Origin of the sequence: Paraburkholderia fungorum (genome assembly GCF_003610895.1) — a bacterium.
Lineage (GTDB): Bacteria > Pseudomonadota > Gammaproteobacteria > Burkholderiales > Burkholderiaceae > Paraburkholderia > Paraburkholderia fungorum_B.
Window position 1 is genome coordinate 188,973 of the sequence record NZ_MCAS01000001.1, and the last position, 12,394, is coordinate 201,366.

A 12,394-nucleotide genomic window follows, 5' to 3' on the forward strand; every position below is an offset into this window, starting at 1 on the left:
CGCGCTGTCAATGGGTTGCGATGGGTTGCAATCGGTTGCAATCGGTTGAAATGATGGACACTACTCAGCCGCGCATTTCGGTGGAACCGAGCGAGCCATGCAAATCCAGCGGCTGGTCCGCGCCGCCCTCCTCGATCTCTTCGAGCGACCGGTTACGGGTCTCGATACCCAGGAAGAACACGACACAGGCTCCCACGAGCAACACCGTGGTAGTCATGGCAAACACGCCCAGGAATCCGAATACCGGATAGACAAGGCCCACCAGAATGGGGGCACTCACGGAGCCGATGCGGCCGAACGACGAGGACGATCCTGTACCGGTTGCACGCACGGCAGTCGGAAAGACTTCAGGGGTATACGCATACACGCCGGCAAACGCGCCGTTCATGAAGAACGACAGGCAAATCCCCGCAGCCATGATTTGCAAGCTGGTGTGGGAAAACGCAAGCGTGATCGCGGCAATCCCGCCCAATAGCATGTATGACGCCACCACACCTTTGCGGCCGAGCCGTTCGTTGAGCCATGCGGCCGAGAAATAGCCGGGAATCTGCGCCCCGTAGATTGCGATCGAATAACCAAAGCTTTTCGTCATGGTGAGCCCCTCCTTCAGGAGCAGGCTCGGAATCCACGAGAAAAACGAGTAATACGCGAACGCGACCGAGAACCACATCAACCAGCTCACGGTAGTCGTACGCGCCAGCCGCGGCGACCACAGCGTCAGCACATTCCCAAGCGCATGGCCCTTTGCAGGCGCGGATGCAGGCGTATTACCGGAGAAGGCAACGGGTGCCAGACTGATTCCCTTACCTGCAAACCACGACTCGATTGCACTCACAATGGTGTTCGCCTCAGCGACCCGCCCCTGGCTTTCAAGCCAACGCGGCGATTCAGGCAAGGTTCTTCGCCACCAGAGGAGCATGACGACAGGCAACGAAGTCGCCACCGCCAGGTAGCGCCAGCCGTCCGCAAAGTTACGCACGACGGTGAAGCCGAGAATGGATGAGCCCAGATAGCCGAACGACATGAAACCGACCAGCGCGCCGCAAAAAATGCCTCGATAGCGCCGTGGCACGAACTCGGCCAGAAACGGTGCGATCACGACGGTCTCGGCGCCTGATCCAAAGCCCGCGACAACCCGCAACGCGAAGAACGTGTGCCAGTCTGTGGCCGTCGCGCTCGCGAGCGATGCGCAGCAATAAATCGCCAGCGCGCTCATCATGATGCGACGCCGGCCAATCACATCCGCGAGCACGCCCGATAGAAAGGCGCCAAAAAAATACCCAATGTAAGTACTGCTCGCGACGAGCCCCGTCTGCGCACTCGTCAGGTGCCAGAGCTTGCTCACGACGGGTAGCAGAAACGCAAGCGACGACGAATCGAGCCCGTCGAACATATATCCGAGCCCGCCAATCAGCAGAAGCTTGCGATGAAAACCCGACAACGGCAATCGCTCGAGACGGGCAGCAATAGCAGACACGACTGTTCTCCCTGACGGAAATGAATACGGTTTCCGGGCTTCGAAACTTATCGCCCGATTGCGTATGCCTGCATTTGACGCGGTGTTGCGGCGCCACGCATCAGACCGTTTCTGATCCCGACCGCACACACGCGGCCGAGCGACCAGGGTTCGGCCAGGCTCAGGTCATGCCCACGCTCACGCAATTGCGCAAGCGTGTGCTCCGGGAAACTGGACTCGGCGGACATCTTGCCCAGTTGCATCGAGCGCGGATAAAACGAACCGGGGAAATGCGCGGTCTGAAACGAAGGCGAATCCACGGCCGCCTGGAAATTCATGCCGGCGTGCACGTGCCTGAGAAACAGCTGGATCGACCACTGATCCTGCTGGTCGCCGCCCGGTGTGCCAAACGCCGCGTAGGGTTTGCCGTCACGCGTAACCAGCGTGGGCGAGAGCGTGGTACGGGGGCGGCGTCCCGGGCCGAGCGAGGACGGCAGCCCCTCCTCCATCCAGAACATTTGCGCGCGCGTGGTGACGTTAAAACCGAGACCGGGCACGGCAGGCGAGGCTTGCAACCAGCCGCCCGATGGCGTTGCCGAGACCATATTGCCCCAGCGATCCACCACATCAAGATGAACCGTATCGCCACGCAGTTCCGGCAGGGGAGCAAACGTCGGCTCGCCCTGGCCGAAGCCGCCGGACTGCTGCCGCCCTGCGTTGGCCATGATGAGTTCGGCACGTCGCGCGCTGTCGCCGAGGGCGCCAGGGCGGAATTCGAACGACGCCCGGTTGGGATCGATCAGTCGGCGGCGTTCGTCGTTGTAGGTGTCACTCAGAAGCACGTCCATGGGCACATGCGCAAAGGCCGGGTCGCCGTAAAACACTTCACGATCGGCGAACGCAAGCTTTGAGCATTCGATGATGGTGTGTACGAAATCGGCGCCCATCGGGTCCATCGCCCCGAGATCGAAACCTTTGAGAAGCGCGAGCTGCTGCAGGAACATCGGCCCCTGGCCCCACGGGCCGGTCTTGTGAACACGCAAGCCCTCGTAGTCGTATGAAACCGGATCTTCATAGGACGGCTCCCAACGCGCGAGATCGTCCGCGTTGAGCAAACCATGGTTGCGCTGGCCCGAGGTGTCGAGCACTGCCGTTGAGCGGAAGTATTGGTCGATAGCGTCGGCCACGAAGCCGCGATAAAAGACTTTGCGCGCAAGCTCGCATTGCTCGGCACGATCGCCATGCGTGTTCGCCTCCGCCAGAATGCGCCGGTATGTCTGCGCAATCGCGGGATTCGCAAACAACCGGTTCGGCATAGGCGCGTCCCCGTCGTGCAGCCATTGCTCAGCCGAAGTCGGCCATTCGGTCCGGAAAAAGTCCTTGATTGCCAGGATCGACGAGCTCATGCGCGGCAGAACCGGATAGCCATTTTCCGCATAGCCGATCGCGTAGCTCAGGACGTCTTCGAGCGGCAGCTGGCCATAGTCGCGCAGCATAAGCATCCAGGCGCCAAATGCGCCAGGCACTACGGCAGGCAGCAAGCCCGTGCCGGGAACGACTTCGAGACCCAACTCACGCATGCGCGCGATCGTCATTGCCGCCGGCGTCACGCCCTGCCCGCACAAAACGCGCACACGTTCTTCGCGGGCACTGTAGAAGACGACCGGCAGCTCGCCGCCAGGACCATTCAGATGCGGCTCCACGATCTGCAGAACGAAACCTGCAGCGGCGGCCGCATCGAACGCATTGCCCCCTTTCTCCAGAACGGCCATGGCCGATGCACTCGCCAGCCAGTGTGTCGAGGCCACCATGCCGAATGTGCCAATCAGCTCCGGACGGGTTGTAAACGACATGCGCCACTCCTTTTGCAATGATCAAAGATCGATCACGGTTGAACCAATTCATATTGGTACCAACATCTCAAGCCATGAGATTACGGCGAACGGTTCCAGGTTGCACCAAGCGTTAACCCGATAATCAGAATAGAATAACAATAAAAAAGAATCGACTGCCATCACCTCAACCGGGTCAGGCATGGTATCGTTTGAACCAATGTTTATTGGTTCAAACGGGAAAGATGGAAAAATCGATACTGGACAGGCTGCTGGACTATATTGCCGACCATCGACTCAAGGACGGCGATGCGCTGCCCCCTGAAAGAAAACTCGCCGAAGATCTGAAGGTCAGCCGCAGGGAACTGCGTTCGTCGCTTGCCTCGCTGGAGGCTTCCGGACGTGTGTGGCGCGGCGTCGGCCGCGGTACCTATCTGGGCGCTAGGCCGCTGAAGTTCGCCCCGACGCTGCGCGGACTTCGCGCGGGCGCCAGTCCGGCGGACATTGCGGAAATGCGCCTGCTGTTCGAACCGGCGCTCGCGCAGCTAGCCGCGACGAAAGCCAGCCGGGACGACCTGCTGGAACTTGAAAAATGCGCACGAAAAAATGCCGCGGCAAAAAATGATGAAGAGTGGCAACAATGGGATCATCGATTTCATTTGCTCATCGGGCAGGCCACACGCAATCCCGCGCTCATCTCCCTGATGGAAGTGATCAATGGCATGCGCGTCAAACCTGACGTGCGCGAGAAGACGTCCGCCCAGGAAACACGGGGGTTTTTTGCCCAGCAGCACCAGGATATTGTGAGTGCGATGAAGGCTCGCGACGGCGAAGCCGCGGCCCGCTGCATGCGCGAGCACCTGCTCAGCGTTCAATGGCGCGCTTCCGCGAGAAGCGACGAGGCGGCGCGCCGCCACGATTGAGCAAGCCGCGCGGCCTGTCTTCGATACCGATCGATCAGCTTGCCGTACCTGAACCTACGTTTCTCTCGACACTTATGGTCGACTGGCCTTGCGCCCGGTGCCTGGCACTGAACAGACTGACGAACTGTTCAAAACCCTGGATCGGCAGCGGCTTGCAAAAGAGGAAACCTTGATAGGCATGGCATCCCGCTACCGCAAGGAAATCTCTTTGCGCTTCGGTTTCAACGCCTTCGGCGATGACACCCAGATTAAAGCTTCGCGCAAGCGCCACGATGGTTCGCGCGATGTCGGCGTCGTTGGGGTCGACCAGAATGTCGCGCACAAACGACCGGTCAATCTTCAGTTGATCCAACGGCAATCTCTTCAGATAGGCGAGCGACGAGTAGCCCGTCCCGAAGTCGTCCAGCGAGAACGTCACGCCTCGAGCACGAAGCGCACTCATTTTTTCAATAATGTCCTGTACGTTCTCGACCAGAACGCTTTCGGTCAGTTCAAGCTTGAGCCGGTCCGCCCTCGCCCCAGTCTGATTGATGACCTCGAGTACGCCGTCCACGAAGTCAGGCTCGCGAAATTGCCGGGCGCTGACGTTCACTGCCACGGACAGATGCGCCATCGACGGGCACGTCGCCCACACCGCCAGCTGAGCGCATGCGGACGCCAGCACCTTTCGCCCCATCTCGAGAATCAGTCCGGACTCCTCCGCGAGCGGGATAAACTCGCCCGGAGGGATCAGGCCGCGCTCAGGATGCGCCCAGCGCACCAGCGCTTCCGCACCGGTGATGTAATTGCCGTCGACAACCTGCGCCTGATAGTGAAGAACAATCCGGTTCTCCTCGATGGCATTGCGCAGCCCGACCTCCAGCTCGGCACGTTTGAGCACCGCCGTTTGCATCGCGGGGTCGAAGAAACACATGGCATTGCGGCCGCGCTCCTTCGATTGATACATGGCCAGATCGGCCTGCTTGAAAAGCTCGTCGATGGAGGTCTGCTCCCCGCTGAATACCGTGACGCCTATGCTGGCGGTGCTCCGGAACTGGACACCGTTGAGCTCGTAGGCGAATCCCAGCACGGAGAGAATTCTTTCCCCCACCGCCTCGGTTTCCATTGTCGCCACGGCCTCGTCCGGACTCAGATTGCCCAATACGACAACGAACTCGTCGCCGCCGACGCGGGCAACCGTGTCTGCCTCATTGACGCTATTCGACAGACGATGTGCGACCTGCCGCAGGAGCAGATCGCCTTTGTCGTGCCCGAGCGTGTCGTTCAGCGTTTTGAAGTGGTCGAGATCGATGAACATCAGGGCGCCGCAGACCCTGTTCTCGCGGCTGACCACCATGGATTGCCTTAGCCGGTCCAGCAGCAGCGCGCGATTGGGCAGGCGTGTGAGCGTGTCATAGAAGGCCAGCTCGCGGATTTTCTCCTCCGACTTCTTGCGCTCGGTGATATCGCGGCCGCTGGTACGGAAACCGATGAAGTCTCCCCGCTGATTGCTGATCGGAACCCAGGAGACCGACAGCCACAGCAGCGAACCATCCTTGCGCACGCAACGAAACTCGAGATCCTCGCCGCGAGAGCCCTGCAGCCCCTTCTTGAATTCCGGCGCAACGCGAATCAGGTCCTCCGGATGAATCAGCGTGCGGGCGAAGTCGGACATCGCCATGCACTCGGCGACGGTATACCCCGTGTAATACTCGACCGAAGGATTGATCCAGCGAGGCTTGCCGTCCTGCCCCCACCAGATCTCCAGGTTCACCGTGCAGTCGGCAATGGCACGAAACTTCTCTTCGTTCTCGCGCAACTCCCGCGTCATCGCCGAGGCTAGCCGCATAGCGCGCTCGCGCCCCGTCATCATGAGCCAGGTCAAAAGCGCCAACAGGAGACTCAAACCCGTGCCGGTGCCTGCAATCAACACCTCCGCATTGCGTCCCAGGCGGGAGCGAAACTCGTCGGAGGCGCTCATCAGGAGCGTCCAGTCATGCCCGTCCACAACGAGATATTCGTTTGCGCTGATGATCGCGGGCGCGCGCCGGTTGCCTGGTTCGGCAGTGCGATGCAGCAGCGCTGCGTCCAATGGCTCAACCCCGTCGTAAATGGCCAGCGAGACGCCGGGCGGCTGTTCGCCGTAGAGACTGGCCATCACGTCGTGCATCTGGAACGAGGCATAGACCCAACCGACAATGTTCGCCCGGCGTTGCGCGAGGTCGTCCTGCGCCTTGCCGGCGGCGTAGATCGGCAGGTACATGATGAAACCTGGCCGGGAGTCCGGGTCCACGTCGATCGTGAGGCGCACTTTCCCCGACAGGGCCGCCATGCCGGAATCGCGGGCCTTCTCCATCGCGGCGCGGCGCACCGGTTCGTCCCAGGCGTCAAGACCGGGCGAGCTGCGCGCGATGCCGATAAAGGGCTCACGTTGAATGATTGGGGCATAAGCCGCGCGTGGCCCGTCGGGACGAATCGCGTAGTCGGCAACGCCGCTCTGACGCATGCCCGCTATGTGGGCCGCCTTACGCGCCGCGGGCACCCATTCGATCACACCGACGCCGTGGATCCCGGAAAAGTTCGCGTCGAGATTGAGCGCGTTCACATAACGCCGGAACCTGTCGCGATCGATCGTTCCGTTCGCGGCAAACAGGCTCTGCACGCCGCGCAACATCAGCTCATAGGTCGCCATGCGCTGCTCGACGCGGCCTACCGCATCACTCACGGTGTACTCAAACTGGCTGCGAAGCTCTTTGCGACTCGCCTGCCGTTCGTGATTCCAGACGATCCAGGTCACGCAGAGCGATGCGGATAAAACCAGCAACGGCAGCAGGATGGCGCGCACCCGGATCACGGTGACGCCTTGAAGTTGACCATGGAATCGGCCAGATCCGGCCTGAAGTACTTTTCGAAGATCCGCCGCACCGTTCCGTCCGCACGCATTTCATCTACCAGCGCCCGCCACTTCTCCCGTTCGCCGGCCGGGAGCGCCTTCTTCGACATGATCAGGCCGTGCGGCACCGAGGGATCGTTAAACTCGACGATCGTCGTCATGTCACGGATCTTTTTCTCATCCAGCGCGGGGTAATCGAAGGGTTCGATAATCATGCCCTGGATCTGTCGAAGAATAAGCGCCTGGTAGAGCGGCTCGAGCCCCCCCGCGAGGCTGACCCGGTTTTCCGCCGTCAGCCTGTCGACCAGTTCGTTGGCCGACGCGCTATAGCGAAAACTGCGGATTACGCCGAGCTGGGCTTGCCGGTTGCGCTCGAAGTCGGCGACGTTGCGGATGCCGGCGTCCTTGCGTACGAGCAGATAGTATTTATTACTGAAGTACCACGCAAACGACGCGTATTGATTGCGCTCGTCGTTCGCGATTCCAGACAGGCTGAAATCGAGCGCGCCCGACTCGATCAGTTTCCAGATACGTGCCCGTGACATCAGACTGACCTTGATCTGGCAACCGCTGCGCCGGATCAGCTCGTCGGCAAAGTCTTTGTCGATGCCGCTGTCGGTGTCGAGCGAATAGAGCAGGCCATGGTCATGCAATCCGAGCGTGAACGGCCGGGAGCAATCCGGGCCGCCCGCAACGGCATTGCTTACGAAACACGCTGCCAACAAGACCCCGCCAAGCCAGTTTCGAATCACAACGCCTCCGTAGCGGAATGACGCCTGGTTATATTCTCGCCGGGCCATAATCCGCCGGCATGTTCAGGCAGGTCTATTTTGCTCATACCCTACTTTTATCACAGAATCCGGGACACTTTTCTGACCCAATGCGCGGCCGGTGTGCGACGCCCCACCCAACTATCCAGGCGAAATCGGACCGGACGTACATGACATCCATTGACCGTGCAGCCCCGCCACTCAAAGACGAAGTACAGGCAGCCATCGAAGGCGATTCTGAAAGGTAGAGCCGGTAGCATGCGAAACACGCTTGCGAACCCTCCTTTCAATCACGCATCACTTACATTTCATTTTCCATGGCTACCTACATCCTACTCGGCGGCGGCTTGGCCGTGGCTTTGCTGATTGCGGCATGGGGCATCTGGAAACTCAGATAGCGGAAGATCGCTTACGCGCAAGACGTTGCGGCAGGACGCGAAGGGCTTCGCCCTGCGCCCGCGAGTCCCGCGGGTTGGCCCGGGAGTTTGCCCCTGGTTCGCTCGCAATTTGCGTCAAACGCAGCAGTCGCTGTCATCAATACGCCGCGCGCCTACGGAAATATCCGTAGACCGCGCGTCCGCGGCAACCCTCAACCTGAATCCCCTATGTCCTCCACTGCTCTCAGCGCAGCCTCCTCTGCAAAAAAAGCTGCGCCCGGCCTTGTGCTCGGCGCCATCGGGGTCGTGTTCGGCGACATCGGAACCAGCCCGCTCTATACGCTGCGCGAATGCCTGAAGGCAGCGGGCGGCATCACGCAAACCAATGTGTTCGGTATTGTGTCGCTGATTCTGTGGTCGATCATCATTGTCGTCACGCTGAAGTACGTCAGCTTCGTGATGCGTGCGGACAACGAAGGTGAAGGCGGCATCCTGGCGCTCACCGCGCTTGCATCCGGCGTCGCGCCCGCACGATTGCGCAACGTTCTGCTAACGCTTGGGGTGTTCGGCGCGGCCATGTTCTACGGCGATTCGATGATCACGCCGGCCATTTCGGTGATATCCGCCGTGGAAGGCGTGACGCTCGTGGACCCGCATCTGACCGAATGGATTGTTCCCATCTCGCTCGTCATCCTTACCGGCCTGTTCAAAATCCAGAAACGCGGCACGGGCGCGGTCGGCCAGGTTTTCGGACCGGTGATGATCGTATGGTTCGTCACGCTGGCGGTGCTCGGCATCTCCCATATCGTCACGCATACGGCTATCGTGCGGGCCGTGTCGCCGCTCTATGCAATCGCATTCGTCGCGCACGCGCCGGCCACCGCCTTCGTGGTGCTGGGTTCGGTCTTCCTCGCGCTGACCGGCGGCGAGGCGCTCTATGCCGACATGGGTCATTTCGGCAAGAAGCCGATCACGCTCGCGTGGCTGTTTCTCGTGCTGCCGAGCCTGGTGCTGAACTATTTCGGTCAGGCGGCACTGGTTCTGGAAAAGCCCTCAGCGATTGCTCAACCGTTTTTTCAGTCCGCGCCTGACTGGGCGCTGGTGCCGCTGGTCGTGCTCGCCACGGCGGCCACTATCATCGCGTCGCAGGCCGTTATCTCGGGCGCTTTTTCGATGACCAAGCAGGCCGTGCAACTCGGTTTTCTGCCGCGCATCCCGGTCGTGCACACGTCGACGCACGAGATCGGCCAGGTGTATGTCCCGTTCATCAACGTCACGCTTTACGCGGCCGTGGTTTTTCTGGTGGTGTTCTTCAAATCCTCTGACAATCTGGCGGCGGCTTACGGCATTGCCGTGGCATCGACCATGCTGCTGACCACCTTGCTGATGTACTTCATCACTCACTGCCTGTGGCATTGGAAGCCGCTCGCAACGGCGGCTGTCATCGGGCCCCTCGCTCTCGTCGACGCGGTGTTCGTGTCGAGCAACATCAGCAAGGTGCTTGAAGGCGGCTGGTTTCCGCTGCTCGCCGGGGGCGCGCTGTTTACCGTAATGACAACCTGGCACAAAGGACGTGAAACGGTTGTCGACCGGATGAAAACCGACAATATGCCGCTGGTGGCCCTGATCCAATCCCTCTGCGGCGGCGAGCACTCGCCACCCCGCGTGAACGGCACGGCCGTCTTTCCGGGCGGGGTCGTGGACATGGCGCCCTCCGCGTTTCTGCATAACCTGAAGCACAACGGCGTCATGCATCAGGTCAACATCTTCCTTGCGGGCACGACGGACAACGTGCCTCATGTTCCTGACGAGCGCAAAGCGACGGTAGTCGACCTTGGGCACGGCTGCTACGCCGTCACGGTTCACTACGGCTTCATGGAGATTCCGAACGTCCCCTTCATTCTCGAACTGGCGCAGAAACAGATGCCGAACTGGAACTACGAAGCCGCAGATACGTCGTTCTTCCTCGCGCGCGACACCGTCATGGCGACCGGCGAAAGCAAATCGATGCCGCTCTGGCGCGAGAAGCTGTTCGCGTTTCTTGCCAGAAACGCGGCACAGGCGGCCGAGTACTACAGCCTGCCCGCTAACCGTGTGGTGGAAATGGGCGGTCAGATCAATATCTGAGCACCGGCGTCTCCTTGCCGTTCAGCATGGGCCGACCTCGCTCATGAACGGACACGGCAAGGAGTACGACTTGATCGGTACAGCGAACTTCTCCGCCCAGTCATCCCGCGTCCAGCATTCGCAATACGGCATTGCCTTCGTCCGTAATCGCGAACCTGGCTTCACCCGGTTCCGAGCCGACCAGCCGGGCCAGCCCGGCTTCGCGAAGCGCGAGCACATCCTCAGTTGCGGCCCTCACCTCAACCGGTGTTTGAAGCAGCACCAGCAGCGTCGCCAGTTCATGTGCACTCAGGCAACGCCGTGCCTCGGGCGTGTCGTTGCGTTCAATGACCTTCATGGTCAACCTCCTGTCCGGCGCAGACTCTTTTCAGGTTTCACCTGCGTGTCGTCCTTACGACGGCATGCAGATGTGACGGTGGCCTGACGCGGCAGCGTCAGGAGAACCACCAGCTAAGCCGCAACGAGCGGCCCAACTCATCGGCGATGGAAGACGTGCACAGCATCGCGACCAGCGCGAACGCGGCTACCGTGACGGCGACAATCGCGTACCCGGTAGGCGTGAGCGGATTACCTGCATAGGCCACGCGAAGGGCGGAGCGCGCGGCCAGTTTCCCGGCGCGGCGCAGATGACTTACCGCTGCCGACCGACGGCTTGCATCGGCAACGCCGGCGCGCGCTGCTGCCGGAGCCGGCGTGGAAACAGCCATCAGATGCGCGCGGGCGGCAACCCGCAGTGGGTGTGGCGCACGCACGGCGCCACCGAAAAACACAACGAATGATTTGACGAACATAAGCGCACCCCCGTCCTGCCCGGACATAGCGGGCGACGTGTGACGACGTGACTGCATCTCGCAAGCGGACTGGCGACGACTGGCGAAAAGCGGCCAAACAAAGGGAGCGTGCTGCTGACGGACCGGCAGGGAGCCAGTCGGTAATGAAGCGCGCTAACCCGACAAAAGCGAGTTAGCGGCGAAGGAGTGATCCTGCGGCGGCTATCTCGCGGTGACTTCGCCGGTGCAGACCGGCATCGAACTTCCACTACTAGAGCATGTGTCCACGAGGGACTCCTTTTGATGAGACGGGCGGATTGTATTCGGCTCTCGCCAGAAACTGCAAGTAAAAAAACCTGCAGGAAATCGCAGCCCGAATCGCCTGACCAGAGTCGCGCGCCAACCGATTCTGTTTCCGGCATCCTTTTTTCAAATGCCAATCACGCCCCGCAACGGCGGCTCTTTCCTGTCAATTTTGAAAGGAAGTGAGGCTAAAAAATTATATTGGCTCTGCTTAGCGAATCATGTTGACTTCAGATTCGCACGACGCCTAAAATTCAAAAATCTTGACAAACGGGGCTAATGCCTTGGACACCTGCAGTAGTCGACCTTCGAATAGTTTCGCTGCCTGACCGGCAGGACGTCCGCGCTCTCTTCATCCAGCCGCCGTCTTGCCTTCAGGCAGACGGTGCGCGCCGTAGTTACCTTCTCCGTGCACCTTTGTTAGCGCCATACAGCTGCGGCATTGTCGCGTCCTTTCGCGTCCTTCCGTATCCATATGGCACCGCGTCGCGAGCATCGACTCGCGGCAGCGTCCGTTCGCGCCTTGCCGATTTTCAGTGGCGCAGACGGACGCGTGAATAGGCACGCCCGTCACAAACATGCGTGCCAAAACGTAGACAAGGAGCCGCCATGCCGGACAGTGACAGTTATCCCTTATGCCGCACACCTCACCCTTTGCCTGAGGAAAGCGAGTAGACGTTCGTCGGTACGCGCATAGCGCGCCCGGCCTCCAGGTCTGCTGGCTTTCCGCGAACCGCGTTAAGCCAAACGCATGGAGAAATATCATGAACTTCGGCCTCCTTCTGTCACAACTGCCGCACGTCGAAGAATCGCGCGTCCACTACGACGCCATGCTGGCGCTGCATGCCAACGAACCGCACAAGCTCGCTGCGTTCTGGCAGCGCCTTAAAGCACTCGTTTCTTAATCTCCCGCGCCCTTTCCGCCATACGCAAGCGACGCCGTCGATCGACGACACACGCCCTT

The 12,394-nt window shown here is 60.6% G+C and carries 9 protein-coding genes; 3 read left to right on the forward strand and 6 right to left on the reverse strand.

Annotated features, from left to right (window positions below; genetic code table 11):
• Positions 1-64: 64 nt before the first annotated feature.
• Both BCY88_RS00805 and BCY88_RS00810 read right to left on the reverse strand, forming a co-directional pair.
• On the reverse strand, positions 65-1,477 hold the full coding sequence (locus BCY88_RS00805) for an MFS transporter (RefSeq protein ID WP_259461175.1): 1,413 nt from the start codon (positions 1,475-1,477) through the stop codon (positions 65-67).
• Between the two features lie 47 nt (positions 1,478-1,524).
• Positions 1,525-3,309, reverse strand: coding sequence for a gamma-glutamyltransferase family protein (locus tag BCY88_RS00810; RefSeq protein ID WP_120342375.1), 1,785 nt, complete (start codon positions 3,307-3,309; stop codon positions 1,525-1,527).
• 224 nt (positions 3,310-3,533) lie between these two features.
• On the opposite strand from BCY88_RS00810, the gene BCY88_RS00815 reads away from it, so the two are divergent.
• Entirely contained in the window at positions 3,534-4,211 is a 678-nt protein-coding gene (locus BCY88_RS00815; RefSeq protein WP_120342376.1) for a FadR/GntR family transcriptional regulator, read from the forward strand.
• A gap of 34 nt (positions 4,212-4,245) precedes the next feature.
• Here the strand turns inward: BCY88_RS00815 and BCY88_RS00820 are convergent, their stop codons facing one another.
• Together BCY88_RS00820 and BCY88_RS00825 are read right to left on the reverse strand one after the other, a co-directional pair.
• On the reverse strand, positions 4,246-7,044 hold the full coding sequence (locus tag BCY88_RS00820; RefSeq protein ID WP_120342377.1) for a bifunctional diguanylate cyclase/phosphodiesterase: 2,799 nt from the start codon (positions 7,042-7,044) through the stop codon (positions 4,246-4,248).
• On the reverse strand, positions 7,041-7,835 hold the full coding sequence (locus BCY88_RS00825) for a substrate-binding periplasmic protein (protein ID WP_259461176.1): 795 nt from the start codon (positions 7,833-7,835) through the stop codon (positions 7,041-7,043). The genes BCY88_RS00820 and BCY88_RS00825 overlap by 4 nt, the downstream gene beginning before the upstream one ends.
• Before the next feature lie 623 nt (positions 7,836-8,458).
• On the opposite strand from BCY88_RS00825, the gene BCY88_RS00830 reads away from it, so the two are divergent.
• Entirely contained in the window at positions 8,459-10,357 is a 1,899-nt protein-coding gene (locus BCY88_RS00830) for a potassium transporter Kup (protein WP_120342379.1), read from the forward strand.
• A 100-nt stretch (positions 10,358-10,457) separates the two neighbouring features.
• Here BCY88_RS00830 and BCY88_RS00835 read toward each other — a convergent pair whose 3' ends face one another.
• Complete coding sequence (locus BCY88_RS00835; RefSeq protein ID WP_120342380.1) at positions 10,458-10,694, reverse strand: hypothetical protein; 237 nt, start codon at positions 10,692-10,694, stop codon at positions 10,458-10,460.
• A gap of 97 nt (positions 10,695-10,791) precedes the next feature.
• The gene (locus tag BCY88_RS00840; protein WP_147408485.1) at positions 10,792-11,148 is read right to left on the reverse strand and encodes a hypothetical protein; all 357 of its coding nucleotides are present in this window, start codon (positions 11,146-11,148) and stop codon (positions 10,792-10,794) included.
• Between the two features lie 1,046 nt (positions 11,149-12,194).
• Between BCY88_RS00840 and BCY88_RS39740 the strand changes: the two genes are divergently transcribed.
• Positions 12,195-12,335, forward strand: coding sequence for a hypothetical protein (locus BCY88_RS39740; RefSeq protein ID WP_183081230.1), 141 nt, complete (start codon positions 12,195-12,197; stop codon positions 12,333-12,335).
• The last annotated feature ends 59 nt before the right edge of the window (positions 12,336-12,394 follow it).